This window comes from Aeromonas sp. OTU364 (assembly GCF_038440395.1).
Lineage (GTDB): Bacteria > Pseudomonadota > Gammaproteobacteria > Enterobacterales > Aeromonadaceae > Aeromonas.
Genome location: NZ_JASATR010000005.1, coordinates 65778 through 85235, shown reverse-complemented (window position 1 = coordinate 85235; position 19458 = coordinate 65778). Strand labels below are relative to the sequence as shown.

At 63.9% G+C, this 19458-nt stretch carries 17 protein-coding genes; 6 read left to right on the top strand and 11 right to left on the bottom strand.

Features of this window, described 5'->3' with window-relative positions; translation table 11 throughout:
- The first annotated feature begins 67 nt into the window (after positions 1-67).
- Positions 68-652 (top strand): hypothetical protein, encoded by a 585-nt coding sequence (locus AAHB08_RS07725; RefSeq protein WP_247627349.1) that lies wholly within the window; start codon positions 68-70, stop codon positions 650-652.
- 114 nt (positions 653-766) lie between these two features.
- On the opposite strand, the gene AAHB08_RS07720 is transcribed toward AAHB08_RS07725, so the two are convergent.
- From AAHB08_RS07720 to AAHB08_RS07705, 4 genes are all read right to left on the bottom strand, one after another.
- Positions 767-1204: a hypothetical protein gene (locus AAHB08_RS07720; protein ID WP_202047523.1), complete on the bottom strand. Its 438-nt coding sequence runs from the start codon at positions 1202-1204 to the stop codon at positions 767-769.
- Between the two features lie 214 nt (positions 1205-1418).
- Complete coding sequence (locus AAHB08_RS07715) at positions 1419-2165, bottom strand: SDR family oxidoreductase (protein ID WP_342058609.1); 747 nt, start codon at positions 2163-2165, stop codon at positions 1419-1421.
- A 42-nt stretch (positions 2166-2207) separates the two neighbouring features.
- Complete coding sequence (locus AAHB08_RS07710) at positions 2208-2453, bottom strand: DUF3624 family protein (protein ID WP_342058608.1); 246 nt, start codon at positions 2451-2453, stop codon at positions 2208-2210.
- A gap of 89 nt (positions 2454-2542) precedes the next feature.
- The gene (locus AAHB08_RS07705; protein ID WP_342058607.1) at positions 2543-3001 is read right to left on the bottom strand and encodes an N-acetyltransferase; all 459 of its coding nucleotides are present in this window, start codon (positions 2999-3001) and stop codon (positions 2543-2545) included.
- A 186-nt stretch (positions 3002-3187) separates the two neighbouring features.
- Here AAHB08_RS07705 and AAHB08_RS07700 point away from each other — a divergent pair, with 186 nt between their 5' ends.
- On the top strand, positions 3188-4630 hold the full coding sequence (locus AAHB08_RS07700) for a RimK family protein (RefSeq protein WP_342058606.1): 1443 nt from the start codon (positions 3188-3190) through the stop codon (positions 4628-4630).
- A gap of 24 nt (positions 4631-4654) precedes the next feature.
- Positions 4655-5191 carry an MgtC/SapB family protein gene (locus AAHB08_RS07695; protein WP_025325519.1) on the top strand — a complete coding sequence of 179 codons (537 nt, stop codon included), beginning with the start codon at positions 4655-4657 and terminating at the stop codon, positions 5189-5191.
- A 60-nt stretch (positions 5192-5251) separates the two neighbouring features.
- Here AAHB08_RS07695 and AAHB08_RS07690 read toward each other — a convergent pair whose 3' ends face one another.
- Positions 5252-6868: an alpha-amylase family protein gene (locus tag AAHB08_RS07690; protein WP_342058605.1), complete on the bottom strand. Its 1617-nt coding sequence runs from the start codon at positions 6866-6868 to the stop codon at positions 5252-5254.
- A gap of 121 nt (positions 6869-6989) precedes the next feature.
- The gene (locus AAHB08_RS07685; protein WP_342058604.1) at positions 6990-7262 is read right to left on the bottom strand and encodes a DUF2442 domain-containing protein; all 273 of its coding nucleotides are present in this window, start codon (positions 7260-7262) and stop codon (positions 6990-6992) included.
- 262 nt (positions 7263-7524) lie between these two features.
- Between AAHB08_RS07685 and AAHB08_RS07680 the strand changes: the two genes are divergently transcribed.
- Positions 7525-9489, top strand: a complete 1965-nt coding sequence (locus tag AAHB08_RS07680) for an LTA synthase family protein (protein ID WP_342058603.1) — start codon at positions 7525-7527, stop codon at positions 9487-9489.
- Between the two features lie 180 nt (positions 9490-9669).
- Here AAHB08_RS07680 and metF read toward each other — a convergent pair whose 3' ends face one another.
- Positions 9670-10566, bottom strand: coding sequence for a methylenetetrahydrofolate reductase (gene metF / locus AAHB08_RS07675; RefSeq protein ID WP_025328549.1), 897 nt, complete (start codon positions 10564-10566; stop codon positions 9670-9672).
- A 327-nt stretch (positions 10567-10893) separates the two neighbouring features.
- Between metF and AAHB08_RS07670 the strand changes: the two genes are divergently transcribed.
- Positions 10894-11688 carry a GNAT family N-acetyltransferase gene (locus AAHB08_RS07670; RefSeq protein WP_342058602.1) on the top strand — a complete coding sequence of 265 codons (795 nt, stop codon included), beginning with the start codon at positions 10894-10896 and terminating at the stop codon, positions 11686-11688.
- A gap of 60 nt (positions 11689-11748) precedes the next feature.
- Here AAHB08_RS07670 and AAHB08_RS07665 read toward each other — a convergent pair whose 3' ends face one another.
- From AAHB08_RS07665 to AAHB08_RS07655, 3 genes are all read right to left on the bottom strand, one after another.
- Positions 11749-13191, bottom strand: a complete 1443-nt coding sequence (locus tag AAHB08_RS07665) for an ABC transporter substrate-binding protein (RefSeq protein ID WP_342058601.1) — start codon at positions 13189-13191, stop codon at positions 11749-11751.
- An 8-nt stretch (positions 13192-13199) separates the two neighbouring features.
- Entirely contained in the window at positions 13200-15179 is a 1980-nt protein-coding gene (locus AAHB08_RS07660) for a methyl-accepting chemotaxis protein (protein WP_342058600.1), read from the bottom strand.
- A 200-nt stretch (positions 15180-15379) separates the two neighbouring features.
- Positions 15380-15991 (bottom strand): OmpW family outer membrane protein, encoded by a 612-nt coding sequence (locus AAHB08_RS07655; RefSeq protein ID WP_025328553.1) that lies wholly within the window; start codon positions 15989-15991, stop codon positions 15380-15382.
- A gap of 324 nt (positions 15992-16315) precedes the next feature.
- Between AAHB08_RS07655 and AAHB08_RS07650 the strand changes: the two genes are divergently transcribed.
- A complete protein-coding gene (locus AAHB08_RS07650) occupies positions 16316-16441 on the top strand; it encodes a hypothetical protein (RefSeq protein WP_005328766.1) in 126 nt (41 codons plus the stop codon).
- A 183-nt stretch (positions 16442-16624) separates the two neighbouring features.
- On the opposite strand, the gene uvrA is transcribed toward AAHB08_RS07650, so the two are convergent.
- Positions 16625-19453, bottom strand: coding sequence for an excinuclease ABC subunit UvrA (gene uvrA / locus AAHB08_RS07645; protein ID WP_342058599.1), 2829 nt, complete (start codon positions 19451-19453; stop codon positions 16625-16627).
- Positions 19454-19458 lie beyond the last annotated feature (5 nt).

Below are 19458 nucleotides of genomic sequence, written 5' to 3'. Positions count from 1 at the left end.
GCGCCGCGCCATGTCGTCATCCTGACGCCTCTCACGGGGTTCTGTTTTCCAGCCATAGGGTCTAATCATGAAACTGAAGCACGCATGGATCGCAGGAGTGCTCACTCTCTGTGTCAATCCCCTGATACAGGCCGCCGAGGTGACCGCCAATGTGGCCGTCACTCCGGGCCAGGCCAGCCTGGCAGAAGAGGTGAAGGCCGAGGCGACCGTCACTGCCCTCGATCTCGCGACCCGCAAGATCAGCCTGAAGAATGCCGAAGGCGAGACCTTCGATCTGGTCGCCGGGGAGGAGGTGACCAACCTCCAGAACCTCAAGGTGGGGGACGTGGTGGCGCTGCGCTACCTGCAACTGCTGGATCTCGAGCTGCTCAAGGGCACAGCTGGCGTGAGAAAGCGGGTGGTAGAGGTAGAGGGGAGCAAGGCGGCCGCCGGCCAGCAACCGGGCGCCGGGGCTGGCATGCAGGTCACCATCTATGCCGACGTCATCGACGTCGACAAGGCGCAGCAGACCATCAGGGTCAAGGGGGTGGACAATACCCTCACCCTCAAGGTGAGAGATCCGGCCCAGTTCGCCCTGATCGCCAAGGGGGATCAGATCAAGGCCGTCCAGACCACGGCCATCGCCATAGGAATCGTGCCCAAACAGCCCTGAGGCACGCCGTCTGCGGCAGGGAGGGCGCTGGCGCTCCCTGCTTCATCCTTCCCCGGCATCCGGGGCAACATCTTGCCCATCCGACACCAAAGATTGCCGTTCGAGTCGGCAGTGTCAGGCCTGGGTGCTCTGCCCGCTCGACGACTTGCCGGTGAGCCTGTCCATGGCCGCCTTGAGCATGGCATCACGCTGCTCGGTCAGGGCCCGGGTCTGGGTCTCCCGCTCTTCGGCCGAGAGCGTCTTGTTGTCGGCCACCCCCTTGATCTGGCTCTCGAGATCGTCAAATTTTTTGCGATCGAAGCCGAGTGCCTTGTCCACCAGCTGCTGCACCACCGTATTGTTGGCGCTCCCGGCCAGGGAGGCGCTCTTGCCGCTTCTGGCCAGATGCTCGTAAGTCAGTACCTGCTGCGCCTTGCCGGTCAGCACCTGGCTGGAGAGGCTGACCTGCTGATCCCAGCTCCCCTGCTGGCTGTCATCGCCACTGAGGGTGGCCAGGGCACGGCTGTGGGACGCACTCTGGGCGAGTTGCTGACCATAGGGTTTGATGTCCATGAAGGCTCCAAGCTGCTGCCGGCCAAACCGGCGTCCGGGGAGACACTCCCCGCGAATCACCATGACTCAGCAAGTTGCAGGCCAACTTGACCACCAGCTGGCAGCGATCTGGGATAGGGGGTGGATGGCGCCAGACGGGGGCGGCGGGCGGGATAGAAAACAGAGCGAGAAGAGGCACCCGGGGGTGCCTCTTCTCATCCCGGCGAGACGGGGTTCAGCGACGGCTGATCTGCAGCGGGCCGAAGGTCTGCGCCACCGGCATGATCTCGATGCTGTTGATGTTGACGTGGGCCGGCTGCTGGCTGACCCAGAGCACGGTATTGGCGATGTCCTCCGGCTGGATGGCCTGCACCCCCTGATAGACGGTGGCCGCCTTGGCGTCGTCACCGTGGAAGCGCACGTTGGAGAACTCGGTGCCGCCGCACAGGCCGGGCTCCAGGTTGGTGACGCGGAGGGCGGTGCCCGCCAGATCGGCCCGCAGGTTCAGGCTGAACTGCTTCACGAACGCCTTGGTGGCGCCGTAGACGTTGCCGCCCGGATAGGGGTAGGTACCGGCGATGGAGCCGATGTTGACCACGTGGCCGCGATTACGCGCCACCATGCCCGGCAGCAACAGGCGGGTGAGCAGGGTCAGGCCGCTGATGTTGGTGGCTATCATCTGCTCCCAGTCTTCCAGATCCGCCTTGTGGGCGGGCTCAAGGCCGAGCGCCAGCCCGGCGTTGTTCACCAGCAGCTCCACCTCGCTCCACTCGGCCGGCAGCCCGGCGATGGCGGCGCGGGTGGCGGCCTTGTCCTGCACGTCGAACGCCAGCGGCAGGAACTGTTCGCCCAGCTCGTCGGCCAGGGCGGCCAGCCGCTCGGCGCGGCGACCGGTGCCTATCACCCTGTAACCCGCGTTCACCAGCAGACGGCTGATGGCCTCACCAAACCCGGACGAGGCGCCCGTTACCATTGCGATCATCTGAACCTCCATTGTTATTTATCTGGTTGAAACAAAAAGAATTCACTCATTATCCAGCTCGCGCCCCGTCACCTTGCGCCAGAGGAAGACCGACAGGTGCAGCAGCAGCAGGCCGCTGCCCCCCAGGGCAAACAACAGGCCGGTGAGGGCGTTGACCGAGGTGTCGGCGCCACACCACCACCAGACCAGCCAGCCCACGGCCCCGATAACGAAGGTCTGGATGGCGCAGATCGGGCAGCGTCCCAGCCTGGCCTTGATGGCGGTGGCCAGACAGTCGTCACAGCTCATGGCTGCCCCTCGATGTCGCGGCAGCGCGGCTCATGCTGGCCCCGAAGGCGGTGGCGAGGCAGTTGTCGCAGCTCATCCTATCTCCTCTCTCAAACCTGCTTCAGCGCCAGCACCAGCCGGTGGGCATGCTGGCCCGGGCCGTAGTAATCCGGCAGCCTGAGTCTTGGGCGAAACCCCAGCCCGTGGTAGAGGGTCTGGGCCTCGGGGTTGGCATCGGCCACCTCGAGCCGGACAGCGCCCCAGCCTGCCTCGCGCCCTTCCCGGATCACCTGCTCCAGCAGGCGCCGGGCCCAGCCCTGGCGGCGCACCGTCCAGCGAATGGCGAGGGTCTGGATGATGAGCCTGTCCCAGCCCCTATGCTCCAGCACGCTGAGGTAGCCCATCAACTGCGCCTTCTCATCCAGCAGCAGCAGGGTGCGCCCCCTGGCATGGCTGAGCAGGTAGTGCCAGCGGCTGCGGCCGAAGGCGACCTCGGGGGGGAAACAGTAGCGTTCCAGCTTCACGATGGCGCCCAGATCATCGGTTCGGGCCGCGCGCACGGTCAACACGGGGAGTCCTTGTTCGGTTATTTATCCTCAGCACCAGAAATGCGACTTGTATCACAAGTTAGCAAGGCAGAATATTAGGCACTGTAACCTCTTGTTTCCCCTCGCGCCATTGTCGTGCTTGTCGGTGCATCGAAGCCCACTGGGGATCCTGCCTTCTCGGGCAGTCCTTTCTGTGGAGCCGAAAATATGAGTACCTATGTCATCGTCGACGAGCTGGGCGACTGGCCCTGCCATGCCGACTATCTGCTGACCGCCCGCACCTACCTGCAACACGGCGTGCCCACCACCGGCGGCCGCCCCCGCATCATCAACCTCTGCCGCAGTCTGGAGCACCTGAGCGCGGGCTATTACTGCTCATTGCTGGCCCAGGCCCGCAGCCACCACTGCCTGCCGGGGCTGCAGGCCATCAGCCGGCTGCAACCCCAGCAGCCACCGGCCAAGCTGTGGCGCAAGCTGCAGGGCTGGCTGACCCGCCAGAGCGAGGACAGGATCCGGGTGCGCGCCATCTTCGGCCAGTGCGAACAGAGCGAGCTGGCGGGGCTGGCCCGCTACTACTACGGCCTGAGCCAGCTGCCGCTGCAGGAGCTGACCCTGAAACGAGGCCGGCACGGCTGGTCGGTTCGCCAGCAGCAGAGCCTCTCCCCCCTGGCGCTCAGCCCGAGCGAGAAGGCACTGATGGTGCAGCACGCCCAGGCGCTGGTGGGCACCGGGGGCGAGGAGCAGACGGCGCCCCTCTATCAGCTCGCCATCCTGATGGATCAGAACGATGGCCGCGCCAGCAGCGATGCCCTGGCGATAGAGCGCTTCATCCAGGCCGCCGCCACCCAGGGGATCCAGGCCGAGATACTGGCCCCCTCCGCCATCGAGCGGCTGCCGGAGTTCGACACCCTCTGGCTGCGGGCAGAGACCGCGGTCGGCCACTACACCTTCGAGTTCGCCCGCCGCGCCGAGCAGCTCAAGATGCCGGTGATCGACAGCTCCCGTGCCATCCTCGCCTGCAGCAACAAGCTCTACCTCTACGAGCTGATGGTGCGCAGCGGCGTGCCCATGCCCCCCACCATGGTGGTGACCCGCCGCGGCCGCCACCAGGTGGACGAGCTGGTGCAGCGCCTCGGCCTGCCACTGATGGTGAAGGTGCCCGATGGTGCCCAGGGCCGGGATCTCGCCATGGCGAGCGACGAGACCCAGCTCGCCCGCCTGCTGGACGAGGGGCTGGGCCGCTCCGCCCTGCTGCTGGTGCAGAGCCGGATCCCCGCCGAGTTCGACTGGCGCATCGGCTTTCTCGACGGCTCGCCGCTGTTCGCCTGCCGCCGCTACCGGCCGGAGCCCGGCAATCGCATCCGCCGCCGCAAGCACCCCCTCGACATGAGCCGGATCGAGGCGCTGCCGCTCACCGAGGTGCCGGAGCGGGTGTTGCAGACCGCCCGCCGCGCCGTGCACCAGCTCGGCAACGGCCTGTTCGGGGTGGATCTGCGCCAGCAGGGCCAGGGCTGCGTGCTGCTGGAAATCATCGACAATCCCTGGATACGTGGCGATATTGAAGACAGAGAGGCCAAAGATCTCTACGAGCGCCTGGCCAGGGCCTTCAGGCAACGGCTGGAGAACCGGGGGCAGAGCGCGGCAGGATAACAAGCAGGATCGGCAGAGGTGGGTATGATGACAACGCAGTGGTGGGACATAGCGCCCCTTGGCTGGAACAACATTCTGGCCTGTCTGGTGTGTGGCGGTCTGGTGGGGCTGGAGCGGCAGTTGCACGGCAAGCCGGTCGGCATTCGCACCTCCTCCCTCATCGTGCTCGGCACTTACTGCTTTCTCGCCATCGGCGCCGCCGTCAGCCCGCAGTCTGCGGATCAGGCGCGGGTGCTGGGCCAGCTCATCACCGGCATCGGCTTCCTCGGTGCCGGGGTCATGATGACCCGGGATGGTCAGGTGCTGGGGGTGACCTCGGCCGCCACCATCTGGATGCTGGCCGCCCTCGGCGCCCTGATCGGCATGGGAATGCTGCACCAGGCCGTGCTGCTCACCGGCGTGACCCTGGGGATCCTGGTGGGGGTTCACTACCTGGAGACCAGCTTCAAGAGCCTGCGCCGTGGCGTGCACAACCGGCTGGAGCACTGGCGCAACGGCAACGAGCGCGGCGCGCCGGCCAGCCCCCGTCAGGAGGAGCTCGGCAGCGGTCTCGAGAAGTGACCCTGCCGCCAGCTGGCAACAACAAGGGCTCCCGCGGGAGCCCTTTTGCTGTCTGCCGTCTCATTGCAACAGCAGGAAGCGGCCACTGAGGGGCGGCAGGTCCACCGTCAGGCTGCTGCCCCCCATGGCCAGGCGCTCGCCGCTCTGCAGATCCACCAGGGCGCTGCCGCTGCGCAGCTTGGCCAGAGGCAGGCTGTAGCTCTGGGGCGTGGTGGAGAGGTTGAGCAGGTAGACGATCTGTTCCGCCGCCGTCTGCTTGATGTCGCCATAGACGCTGCCCTCGGCCACCAGCTTGACTCGCTCCCCCTGGTAGAGGGCGGGGTGGGCGGCGCGCAGGGCCATCAGTTGGCTGAGCCACTGCTTCAGATCGCTCTGCTCGCCGCTCGGCACGAAGCCGGTGACACCGGGCACCTTGCCATCGCTGCGGGCCACATGATCGTCGCACAATCCCTGGGCCGCACAGTCGCCGCTGACCTGGGCCGCAAAGCCCGGCACCTCGTCGCCAAACTCCTCGCCGTAGTAGAGGGTAATGGGGCCGGAGCGGGCCGCCAGGAAGCTGAAGGCCGCCTTGTGGCGCTGCCAGTAGTCCGCCTGATTGAAGTTGCCGCGATCCAGCAGATCGCCGAAGCGCACCAGATCGTGGTTGCCCAGCATCAGGTTCGGCATGGCGTGATCGGGGTAGTTCTCCACCTTGTTCCAGCTGGCGTCGAGCACGCCGGCCCCCTGCCCGCCCTTGCCGGACTCCTCCACCGCCAGCGCCTGCACCAGGCCGTAGCGCAGCGGGAAGTCGAACGCCGAGGAGAGCGCCGGGTTGTCGCTGCTGCCATACGCCTGGGCGCGGATCTCGTCGGCCCCCTTCCACACCTCGCCCACCATGTAGCCGAGGGTGCCCCACTGCTGGCCGGCGGCCTTGCGCGTTGCGCTGGCCTGCGCCACCTCGGCGCGAATGGCGCGCCAGTCGTCCAGCCCCAGCTGATAGGCCTGATCGAGGCGCCAGCCGTCGATGCCGTACTGCTGGACCCAGTGGCGGGCCACCTCCTTGAAGTAGGCGAGGCTCTCGGGCTGGCCGTAATCCACCAGCTGGCCCGGATAACCGGCACCGCCGCTCTTGAGGGCGGGCAGGCGGCCCTCCGGCGAGGGCTTGCTCACCCCCACCCTGTTGACGTGGCCGAAGACGCCGTCGAGGAAGACGTAGAGACCGCGCTGGTGGGCCGCATCCACCAGGGTCTTGAGCTGGGCGTTGCTGCCGAAGTTGGGATCCACGTTGAAGAAGTCGCAGGCGAAATAGCCGGTGGCATCCAGCCGATCGTCCCCGGCCTGACCGGCGCAGGAGTCGAACACAGGGGTCAGCCAGATGGCGTTGACGTTGAGGCTCTTGATGTGGTCCAGGCTGTCGATGATCCCCTGCAGATCGCCGTTGTGCCTGGAGGGGCCGTAGCCGACGCCGTAGTTGGCACTGCCGTCGCCATCGACGAAGGACTCCACCATCACCTGATAGGTTCTCAGGTTGCAGGCGGGCTGATCATCGCCGTAACAGGCGCGACTGTCCGAGGTGGGAGGCGGATTGACCACGGGGGGCTGGGTTTCGCTGCTGGATCCCCCGCCGCCGCTGCCGCACGCTGTCAGTAACAAGGCGGCCCCGATCAGGCCGCCATGGCGCAACCTTCCTTGTTTCATTGTTATCTTCCCGCTGTGGTGCTGGCGCAAAATGCGCCACCCTGAGGCCATGATAACGGCCTCGCCAGGGCGGGTCTGTGACTGAAAACGTTACCTGACTCAACGAGTTAGCCCGTCACTCTCAGCCCGGGTTGCGATCCGGGAAGGCCTCGTGCTCGTCGATGGGGGCGATCAGGTGATAGACCTCCTGGGCCGACAGGGTGCAGCCCGAGGGCCACTCCAGCTGGTGGCGACGATTGATGAAGACCCGGGCACAACGCCGCTCCGAGTCCAGCGCAGCGAACAGGGGCTGGCTGCGCCAGGGGGTCAGGTCCAGCACCCCGGTGGTGCCGTCCGAGAGCACCACGAACAGGCACCAGCCGTGCACATACTCCACATCGATAAAGACCGGCATCCCTTCGGCTCCGATTGAGAAAATCCGGCGCCATTATAGGCAAGCACCCCGCCGCGCTTTGCCGTGGGGATCACCCAACGCCCAGTCATTTATGCTGTCTTTTGGCTCCCCCGGGATCCCTCATTAAAAAATCAATGTTATCAATAGCATCCAGTGGCCCCCTGCGCCGCAACCTTTCCCTGCCCCCATTGTCATAACCCTGCAATATAAAAAAAGCTGTCCTCGGATGGGCATCAAAAAACAGGCTTTATCAGGAAAAACAATGACAAAAATAAGACATTGGCTGGGTCCATTTTGGCCCATCGCCATTTTTTCGGTGATCGCGCTCGTCGCCCTCTCCGCCAGCCGGGCAGGCCTGGGGCTCTGGCAACAGGAGCGGGTCGACGCCGTCGCCGGTTGGTCGCAACTGCTGCTGCAAGGTATCCGGGTCGACCTTGCCACCCTCTGCTGGTTGGGGGGTGTCCCCGCCGTCTTCACCCTGCTGCTGGCCGGCCCCCATGCCCTGGGCCGCGCCTGGATGCAACTCATCCGGGTCTGGCTGACCCTGGGGCTCTGGCTGATGCTCTTCCTCGAGATCTCCACCCCCGCCTTCGTCACCGAATACGGGGTGCGCCCCAATCGCCTCTATATCGAATACCTCATCTACCCGAAGGAGGTGCTCGCCATGCTGTGGGCGGGGCGCAAGGGCGAGCTGCTGCTGGCCCTGGTGTTCAGCCTGCTGACTCTGGGGGGCGGCTGGTGGCTGAGCGGGCGCCTGATGCGGCACCTGAGCTTCCCGCGCTGGTATCTGCGCCCGGCCTTCGCCCTGCTGATCCTGGCCATCGGTTTCCTCGGCGCCCGCTCCAGCCTGGGGCACCGGGCCCTGAACCCGGCCATGGTGGCATTCGCCAGCGATCCCCTGGTCAACGCCCTGACGGTCAACTCCGCCTACTCCCTCTTCTTCGCCATCAAGCAGATGAGCAACGAGGAGAGTGCTGGCGAATTCTACGGGGAGCTGCCCAGGGAGCGGATCATGGCGCTGGTGCGCGAGGAGAGCGGCCGCCCCGACCAGGACTTCAGCTCCGAGACACAACCCAGCCAGACCTTCAACGAAGCCAGCCATAGCGGCAAGCCGAAGAACCTGGTGATCCTGCTGCAAGAGAGCCTGGGCGCCCAGTTTGTCGGTTCCCTCGGCGGTCTGCCGCTCACCCCCAACATAGATGCGCTGTCCCGGGAGGGCTGGACGTTCGAGCAACTCTACGCCACCGGTACCCGCTCGGTGCGCGGCATAGAGGCGGTGCTGACCGGCTTCACCCCGACCCCGGCCCAGGCCGTGGTCAAGCTCGGCAAGAGCCAGACCAACTTCTTCACCATCGCGGATCTGCTCAAGCAGCGGGGCTATGACACCAGCTTCATCTACGGCGGCGAGAGCCATTTCGACAACATGCGCAGCTTCTTCCTCGGCAATGGCTTCACCACCATAGTCGAGCAGAAGGACTTCAAGAACCCGGTGTTCGAGGGCTCATGGGGCGCCTCGGATGAAGATCTCATGGCCAAGGCCAACGACACCTTCGAGGCACTGCACAAGCAGGGCAAGCCCTTCTTCAGCCTGGTGTTCAGCTCCAGCAACCACGATCCCTTCGAGTTCCCGGACGACCGCATCTCCCTCTATGAACAGCCCAAGGCGACCCGCAACAACGCCGCCAAATACGCGGATTACGCCGTCGGCGAGTTCTTCAGGAGGGCCAAGGCATCGGACTACTGGAAGGACACCCTGTTCCTGGTCATCGCCGATCACGACAGCCGGGTCGGCGGCGCCAGCCTGGTACCCATCCCCCGCTTCCATATCCCTGGGGTCATAGTGGGAGAGGGCATAGCGCCGAAACAGGATCCGCGCATCGTCAGCCAGATCGACATGGCGCCCACTCTGCTCTCCCTGATGGGCATAAGTGCCGACTACCCCATGCTGGGCAAGGATCTGACCCGCATGCCGGCAGACTGGCCGGGGCGCGCCATCATGCAGTACGACAAGAACTTCGCCCTGATGCGGGGCAAGGATGTGGTGATACTGCAGCCGGAGCGGGCGGCGGAAGGCTTCATCTATGACGATGCCCGCGAGACCCTCACCCCGGCCCCGCAGCCGGATGCCATGAAGGATGCTGCCCTGGGCCTGGTGCTCTGGGGCAACCTGGCCTACCAGCAGGGGCTCTACCAGACGGCGCCGGACGACAGGCTGGCCCTCAACTGACGGGATGAAGAAACGAAAAAACCGCCAGCTGGCGGTTTTTTCGTTTCTGCTGCCTCATCCTGAATATGGATCCACCTTTCCCCTCTGAAATAGAATTCCCCGGTGCGGTGCATAGGGGGATGCTCAAGATTGGCCGATATGGTGCAGCCCCATTTAATGACCAGACACTGGCGGAGGGGATCAGGCCTGGCCTTTGGGCCTCACACCCAGGGTATGGCAGATGGCGTAGGTCAGTTCGGAGCGGTTCAGGGTGTAGAAGTGGAAATCCTTCACCCCTTCCTGGCTCAGCACCCGCACCTGGTCGATGGCGATGCTGGCGCCTACCATGTTGCGGGTCATCTGATCGTTATCCAGCCCCTCGAATCGCTGGTGCATCCAGCGCGGGATCTTCACGTTGGTAAAGCCGGCAAACTTGTTGAGGGTCTGGAAATTGGAGACCGGCAGTATCCCAGGCACGATTTCGGCATCGATGCCGATGGCGGCGCAGCGATCGCGGAAGCGCAGGTAGGTCTCCACATCGAAGAAGAACTGGGTAATGGCGCGGTTGGCACCGGCATCTATCTTGCGCTTGAGGTTGAGCAGGTCGGACTGCGCGCTCCTGGCTTCGGGGTGGCCCTCCGGATAGGCGGCAACCGAGATGTCGAAGTCGGCCTCGGACTTGAGCAGGGCGACCAGATCGGTGGCATACATGTCCGGCTTGTCGAGTCCGGGGGGCAGGTCACCGCGCAGTGCCACTATGTGGCGGATGCCGCTGTTCCAGTAGTCACGGGCAATGGTTCTCAGCTCGTCGCGACTGGCATCGATACAGGTCAGGTGCGGTGCGGCGATGAGGCCGGTGCGCTCCTTGATGTCCTTGATCACCTTGTGGGTGCGATCCCGAGTGCCCGAGTTGGCGCCATAGGTCACGGAGACAAACTTGGGTTCCAGCACCTGCAGTCGTTCGATGGATTGCCAGAGGGTATTCTCCATCCCTTCACTGTTGGGTGGAAAAAACTCGAAGCTGACCGAAATGTTGTTACCCAAGTCAGCCAGACTCTGGTTGAGTGCCTCGACCTGACGCGCGCTGTGAAATCCCATCTGCTCTCTCCCTGTCCTACAACCGATTCCTGTACGTCAAAACGGATGTTTGGACGTCTAAACGTCTTTCTATCTTTATGAGAAAACGGATCAAAGTCAACACCGATTTGCCGGCGAAGGCGGGATAAACGATTTTTTTTATTTTGCAATTCGACCCAAGTAACGACGGGCCCCATCCCAAAATGGCCTCAGGCACGCTATGATGCGGGCGGATCGTCCTGGACGTTCTGAATCTGCGTGTGATTGTTTGGCCGGGTTTCCCGGCCTTTTTTTAACTTCTCCCCCTCCCTGCCGATAATCAATTCAAGCATTTGCAGGAGCCTTGTCATGGAAGATCACCCCGGTTTTGCCACCGATTTGCTGTTCGATCGCTATCAGGGCGAGGTGACGGACCATGAAGGGTTCTGGGCCGTGCGCACCCCGACCGCCCCGGATTACTACTTCGGCAACTATCTGCTGCTCCCCACGCCCCCCAGCGACCGCGACAAGGGTTGGCTCGAGGCCAGCTTCGACAAGCTGATCGGCCAGGATCCCAGGATCCGCCATCGCACCTTCCAGTGGCCGCTGGCCGAGGGACAGAACAGCCGGGTCGCCGGCTTCGTGGCGGCGGGATACCAGTACATGGAGTGCGTGGTGCTGGCGCTGGAGGCGGCCGACTGCAAGGCCCCGAGCAACCAGGACCTCGCCCCGGCCCGCCCCTTCACCCCCGCCGACTGGGATGACTGGCTGACCCTGGAGCTCGATGACAGGGACTCGGGCCATGAGCAGGCGAGCTACCTTGCCTACCTTCAGTCGCGGCGCGATCTCTATCAGGCCATGATCGCCGATGGGTTGGGACAGTGGTGGGGTATCTGGCAGGGGGATCGTCTGGTGGCCAGCTGCGGCCTCTTCTTCACCGGCACCATGGGGCGCTTTCAGCTGGTACGCACCCATCAGGATTGGCGCAACCGGGGCCTCTGCCGTCAACTGCTGAGCCAGGTCGCCCGCCAGGGGTTCGAGCGGGCCAGGCAGCTCATCATAGTGGCGGACGAGCACTACCACGCCCAGCGGGTCTACCGCGCCCTGGGCTTCGTCCCGGTGGCGCGCATCGGCAGCCTGTGCCGCTGGGCTCAGCAGCCATAGGCGGATGGCGCAAATGAAAACGGGAGGCTGATGCCTCCCGTTTTTTCATGGTGTAGCCCTTCAGGGCTGCGGCGCTTCCAGCTCGCTGGCCAGTGCCTGCTCGACGTCGGTCGCGGCCGCCGAGGGAGCCACAGCCGCAGACACGGGGGACGCGTTCAGCTCGGTCGAGATGGCCGCGGATGGCGCAGGGACGGCAGCCTCAACCGTGGCGGGAGCGGCGGAGACGGCGGCGGGAGCCGCGCATTGGCAGTCCGGGGTCCTGGCCTGACTGCCCTGATGAGGGGCGTACCAGCCCTTCAATCCCTGCTCCAGCCGGTCGGCGGCGGCTTGCGGCGCCATGGTGCCGAGCAACACCCCCTGGCTCACCTCGGCCAGCTCATCCCCCAGCTTGGGGGTGCCGCGAGAGAGGATCTGGGTAGCGACCCGGATGGTGGAGTCACACTGATCCCGCCACTCCATCATCTCTTTGGCCGCCGGGTTGGTGGCCTCGAAGAAGTGGTTGGAGAGGGAGAAGAACCCCGGCAGCGAGTTGGTATAGAGTTCGGCAAACTGGGAGGTGGTCAGCCACTGCAGGAAGGTCATGGCGGCCTCCTTGTTCTTGCTGGCCGGGTTCATCCCCATGCCGATGTCGGTGTGATCGGTGAAGAAGCAACCGTCACCCTGTTTTGCCACAGGGGGGCGCATGACACCGAAGTCCACCTTGCCGGTGAAGGGGGCTATCTCCCAGGAGCCGGCCGCATAGAAGGCGGCCTTGCCGGAGGTGAACAGCTCGTTGGTGGTGGCGTAGTCACGACCCTCCCCCCCCTCGCCGAGATAGGCGCGCCAGCGGGCCAGCTCCTCGAACACCTTGACGTACTGCGGATTGTCAAGCCGCTCCTGGCCCGCGATCAGTGCCAGTCGGCCATCCTCCCCCTTCCAGTAGTTGGGGCCTATGTTCTGGAAGCCCAGCTCGGAGGCGACCCAGCTCTCCGAACCACTCATGGCCAACGGCACATAGCGGCCATCCGCCTTCACCTTGTCGAGCACGGCGAAGAACTGGTCCCGGGTCTGCGGCACCGCCAGCCCCAGCTCACTGAAGATCTGCTTGTTGTAGAAGAAGCCGTGAATGACGGAGGCCATGGGCACGCAGAAGGTCTGGGCGCCGCTATCGGTCTGCCAGGGGGACTGGGCGAAGCTCGGGAAGTTCTCCATCCCGGCCATCTCGCTCAACTCCGCAAGGTGGCCCGCCTTGAACAGGGCCAGGGAGTCGTCGAACGGGCGGCAGGTGATGAGATCCCCGGCCTTGCCCACTTTCAGGCTGGCCCAGAGGGTCGGCATGTATTCGACGTTCTGCACCCCGTTGAAGCTCACCTGGATGCCAGGGTGAGCGGCCTCGAAGGCGGGAATGATCTTCTCCTCCCACAAGGCCTTGTCATCTATCCGCCAGCTTTCGATCACCAGCTCGCTGGCCATCAGCTGGCCACACAACAGGAGACTCAGGGCCCCGATCCACTTGTTAGCCATAAGTCCTCCTACACCTTGAAATGAGCGATCAATTGCTGCTGCTTGGCGACCAGTTCCGCCAGCACTTCACTGCTGCCTGCCGATTCACGGGCCTCCCGTTCGGTCTCGTAGGCCACGTCCGCAATGCCGGCGATATGACGGGCCACCCCCTGACTGACCGAGATCTGCTCCTGGGCCGCATGGGCGACCTGATCCGCCATCGACTTGATGGCGCTCATCCGCTCGGCGATGGATTGCAGCGCCTTGTCCATGGCCCGGGTCTGCGACACGCAACCCTGGGTCTGCTCCTGGCTGCGTCCCATCACCTCCATCACCTGCTTGCTGGAGCTCTGCAGGTTCTCGATCATGGCCTGGATCTCCTCGGTCGAGGTCTGGGTCCGGTTCGCCAGTGCCCTCACCTCGTCCGCCACCACGGCAAAACCGCGACCGGCATCACCGGCCCGTGCCGCCTCGATGGCCGCATTCAGTGCCAGCAGGTTGGTCTGCTCGGCAATGCTGCGGATCACATCCAGAATGCTGCCGATGTTGTTGCTGAATTCACCCAGCTTGTGGGTGATGCCGACCGCCTCCTCCATGGCGCCCGCCAGCTGTTCGGTGATCTGGCGCGTGGTCGCCACCTGCTTGCGACCGGCGCGAGCCTCCTCGTCGGCCAGATCCACCTCGCGCTTGGTACCATCGGTGGAGCGGGCCACCTCGGTGGCGCTCACTTCCAGCTCGGTGATGGCGGCGGCGACCTGGTCGGTCTGGCTCTTCTGATCCTGCACCCTGGACATGGCGCGCTCGCTGATCTCGGCGGCGCGACTCGCCTCCTCCACCAGATGGCGGGAACCGGCGTTGATCTGGGAGAGCAGCTCCCCCGTCTTGTCCGCCAGGGTGTTGATGGAGCGGGTCAGGCTGCCGAACTCACAACTGCTCTGGTAGTCGATGCGCCGGGTCATGTCCCCGGTGGCCATGCGATCCAGCGCCCGATCGATCAGCTGCAACGGGCGCTGTATGCTGCGCGCCGTGGTGTAACCGATGATGAGCGCGGCGGCGGCAGAGATGGCGGAGACGATCAGGATCCAGAAGCTGGCACTGCTGACGGCGTCATCGGCCCCGATCCGGCTCTGGCTGGCGATGCTGCCCGCCGACTTGCCCATCTCGTCCAGCAGCGCCAGGCTGTTGACCAGGCTGGTATCGAGCTGCAGGTTCAAGGTTTGCAGCGAGGCCGCAAGCTGCTGGGCATGGCGCATGGTGGCCAGCAGCCCCTGCGGGCCGAGCGCCAGCTCTTGCATCCTGTCCAGATTGACGACGAAGCGCTGCCTCACGTCATCGGGTACCAGCACCCGCTCGAGCCGCTTGCGCGCCATCTCGATGTCCTTGGCGAGCACCTTCTCCAGTTCGTTGAGATCTGTCTTGGCGTCGGCCCGACGGATGTTCTTCAGATCCCGGGCAATGCCGGAGGTGATGAGTTCGGCCTTGTTGCGCATGGAGCGCTTGCTGGCGGTCTGCTGCAACAGCAGATCGGCGGCCCACTGATAGGTGTCCTCCAGCCGGATAAAGGCCAGCTCCAGCTCATGACGCCGATCGAGGGCGGCTATCCACTGGCCATGCTGGCTCAGCACCTGATCCGCCAGAGCGTAGAACTCCCGGGTGGCCCCATCGACCTGACGAAAGCGCTCGCCCGCCTCGGCCACGTCGTTAAAGCGGGCCATCTCCTGGCTCTGGGCCTGGAAGCGCGCCTGCTGCGCCTTGAACTGGCTGGCCAGCTGCGGCAACTGGGTGGCATCTTCGCTGGTCCTGTAGGTCAGCACCCAGCGGTTGCTGTCCTGCAAGGCACCCTTGAGCCCGGCAACGGCGATCACCAGGGGAGTGGCACGATCCGATACCTGGGAGAGTCCCTCATTGATTCCCCGGATCTTCAGGATACTGATGAAGCCCAGCAGCACCAGCAGCAGCAACATCAACACAAATCCGGCGATGATCCGCTGCACGATAGATAAACCCATGGAGACATCCTCACTCGTTGGGAAATAAAGGGGTGAACGCAGAGGCTATCGGCAAGTTGAGGCAATGGAAGAGCAATAAGTGACGCCATGGGGGGCCGGATCACAGTTATTGCGCCGCGCCGGACAGAAAAGGGCCCGAACAGAGCCGGGCCAAAGAGACATGCTTGGTTGTCATGGCCTTGAGGCGGCCAACCTTGTCATCAGAAGCGGTAGCCGACGCCGAACATGAAGGCAACCGGATCGATGGAGGTATTGATGGTGCCCACCGCGGTGTGCACGTCGGTGTCGATGTCGATGAGCCAGGCGGAGGCGTTGACGAACCAGCGGTCGTTGATCGCCATGTCCAGGCCCACCTGACCCGCCAGCCCCCAGGAGGAGTCAACGCTCACATCCGTGCCCGCCAGGGCGCCGCGGCCCTCTTCATCGAAGAAGGTGGTGTAGTTGATGCCGGCGCCGACATAGGGACGCACCTTGCTGTTGGCATCCCCGAAGTAGTACTGGGCCATCAGGGTCGGCGGCAAGTGCTTGACCTTGGCGACCTCACCCAGCCCCGGGGTCGACACCGAGTGGGAGAAAGGCGTCGCCGCCAGCAGCTCGACGCCCCAGTTGTCCGTCAGCATGTAGGAGAGGGTCAGCCCCAGCTGCATGTTGCTGTCGATATCCAGCTCGCCGGTGCCCAGCACGTCGTCACTGCTGGTCTGGGGAGAGACGAAGGCCAGGCCGCCACGCACCAGGATGTCACCGGCCTGGTGGGCCATGGCGGCGGGGGAAGCAAAAGCGGCTGCGATCAGGAGAGGAAGCACTTTTTTCATCACATAATTCCTTTTTGTTTTCTTTCTATGTTGTAAGCCCGAAAACTATAAAAGGATGTGAATGGACGGTTATTGATTTAGCTCAATAGTTATCAAAAAATAGATGGATGTACACAGCAGCTTCAGACAGCCAAAAACCTGACAAATAACGCCATAAAACCATTTAAATACAGCGAGTTGAAATATAAATATACAGTGACGCCCCATTTAAAATAGCAAATAAATACACCTTAAGGTTGCCCATATTCCCGTTTCACTGTTGTTTAATGATGCCGGTCAGCGTATTTTATTAAAGCAATGTAGCCATGCTGTAATTTAATCTTTATGAAACCACAGACACGCAAAGACAAAATCATCGGCATCCTGGCAGCCATCTGGGGCATAGGCTCCTTCCTGTTTATCCTGCTCGGTTTTCTGTTCGCCCTCGCCTTCCTGATGCTGGCCCACTGACCCCCCGGAGTCACAACTCACCCCCTGGGTGCGGGGCTTGCCCTGCCCGCTTCAATACCGCATTCAATCATGCTCCGGGCTCAGATCCTGCGCCCGCCGCCGAGGCGAAGCCCGGGATCTCTCCATCCCCCGGCGATCGCCCACAAAAAAGGGGCCAAGGCCCCTTGTCTGTCTGATGTGCCCCTACTTGTTCAGCAAGGGGGCCAGGAAGCGCGCCGTGTGCGACTCCTTGCAACGGCTCATCTCCTCCGGTGTGCCGGTCACCAGGATGCGACCGCCACCGGCGCCCCCTTCCGGCCCCAGATCGACGATCCAGTCGGCGGTCTTGATGACGTCCAGGTTGTGCTCGATGATGACGATGGTGTTGCCTCTATCCCGCAACTGGTGCAGCACCTTGAGCAGTTGCTGGATGTCGTGGAAGTGCAGCCCCGTGGTCGGCTCGTCCAGGATGTAGAGGGTCTGGCCGGTGTCCCGCTTGGAGAGCTCCCGCGCCAGCTTGACCCGCTGCGCCTCGCCCCCCGACAGGGTGGTGGCGGACTGACCGAGGCGGATGTAGGAGAGGCCCACGTCCATCAGGGTCTGCAGCTTGCGCGCCACCGCAGGGACGGGGTCGAAGAATTCGCGGGCATCTTCCACCGTCATCTCCAGGATCTCGTGGATGTTCCTGCCCTTGTACTTCACCTCCAGGGTCTCGCGGTTGTAGCGCTTGCCCTTGCAGACGTCGCACGGCACGTAGACGTCCGGCAGGAAGTGCATCTCCACCTTGATGACCCCATCCCCCTGGCACGCCTCGCAGCGCCCCCCCTTGACGTTGAAGGAGAAGCGGCCCGGCTGGTAGCCACGGGAACGCGCCTCCTGGGTGCCGGAGAGCAGCTCGCGGATCGGGGTGAACAGGCCGGTATAGGTCGCCGGGTTGGAGCGCGGGGTCCGGCCGATGGGGCTCTGGTCGATGTCCACCACCTTGTCCAGATGCTCCAGCCCTTCCACCTCGCGATAGGGGGCCGGGGTGGACTCGGTCGCCTTGTTGAGCTCCCGGTGGGCGATGCGGAACAGGGTGTCGTTGATCAGGGTCGACTTGCCTGAGCCGGAGACACCGGTGACGCAGGTCATCACCCCGATCGGCAGATCCAGGTTGACGTTGCGCAGGTTGTTGCCGCTCGCCCCCTTGAGTTTCAACCACTTGCCGGTGAGCGGCGTGCGTTCATCAGGAATGGCGATCTGCTTGCGGCCGGAGAGGTAGTCACCGGTGAGCGACTCGGGATTGGCGATGATCTCTTCCGGTGTCCCTTGCGCGACTATGGCTCCGCCATGCACGCCGGCTCCCGGGCCTATGTCGAGCACATGGTCGGCGAGGCGGATGGCGTCCTCGTCGTGCTCCACCACGATCACCGTGTTGCCGAGATCGCGCAGATGGGTGAGGGTCTTGAGCAGCCGCTCGTTGTCCCGCTGGTGCAGGCCGATGGAGGGCTCATCCAGTACATACATGACCCCCACCAGACCGGCGCCGATCTGGCTCGCCAGCCGGATCCGCTGCGCCTCGCCGCCGGAGAGGGTTTCGGCGCTGCGAGACAGGCTCAGATAGTTGAGGCCGACGTTCACCAGGAAGCCGAGCCGCTCGACGATCTCCTTGAGGATCTTCTCGGCGATCTGGGCGCGCTGACCGGTGAGGTTCAACCCCTCGAAGAAGGCGAGGGCATCGCCGATGGATTGCTCGGCGATGGCCGGCAGGTTGCGGTTGTCGACGAAGACGTGGCGCGCCTCTTCCCGCAGCCGGCTGCCACCGCAGCTGGTACAGGACTTGTTGGCAATGTACTTGGAGAGCTCTTCGCGCACCGAGTTGGATTCGGTTTCCCGGTAGCGGCGCTCCATGTTGTGCAGTATTCCCTCGAACGGGTGCTTGCGCACCACCACGTCGCCGCGATCGTTCATGTAGCGGAACTCGATCTCGGTGCGACCGGAGCCGCGCAGGATCACCTCCTGGGTCTTGGCCGGCAGATCTTCCCAGGGCGCCTCCAGATCGAACTTGTAGTGCTCGGAGAGGGATTTGAGCATCTGGAAGTAGTAGAAGCTGCGCTTGTCCCAACCCCGGATGGCGCCACCGGCCAGGCTCTGGCCCGGATCCTGGATCAGCTTGGCGGGATCGAAGTACTGCTGCACCCCGAGGCCGTCGCAGGTGGGGCAGGCACCGGCCGGGTTGTTGAAGGAGAAGATGCGCGGCTCCAGTTCCGACATGGAGTAGCCACACTCGGGGCAGGCGAAGTTGGCGGAGAAGATCAGGGAGGCAACCCCCTCCTCTCCGTCCATGGGGGCCACCAGAACGATGCCGCCGGAGAGAGTCAGTGCCGTCTCGAAGGATTCGGCGAGGCGCAGGGCCAGGTCATCGCGCACCTTGAAGCGGTCGACCACCACCTCTATGGTGTGCTTCTTGTGCAGCTCCAGCGAGGGGGGATCGGAAAGGTCGCACACCTCTCCATCGATGCGGGCACGGATGTAGCCCTGGGCCGCCAGGTTCTCCAGCAGCTTGGTGTGCTCCCCTTTGCGATTGCGCACCACGGGCGCCAGCAGCATCAGCTTGGTGCCTTCGGGCTGGGCCAGCACCTGATCCACCATCTGGCTGATGGTCTGGGCGGCGAGCGGGATGGCGTGGGTCGGGCAGCGGGGTTCACCGACCCGGGCAAACAGCAGCCGCAGGTAGTCGTAGATTTCGGTGATGGTGCCGACGGTCGAGCGCGGGTTATGGGAGGTGGACTTCTGCTCGATGGAGATGGCCGGGGAGAGTCCCTCGATATGGTCGACGTCCGGCTTCTCCATCAGGGAGAGGAACTGGCGGGCATAGGCGGAGAGGGACTCCACATAGCGGCGCTGGCCTTCGGCATAGAGGGTATCGAACGCCAGGGAGGACTTGCCGGAACCTGACAGGCCGGTGACCACAATCAGCTTGTCGCGGGGCAGAGTCAGGTTGATGTTCTTGAGGTTGTGGGTGCGGGCACCCCGGATCACGATTTTTTCCATCTTGT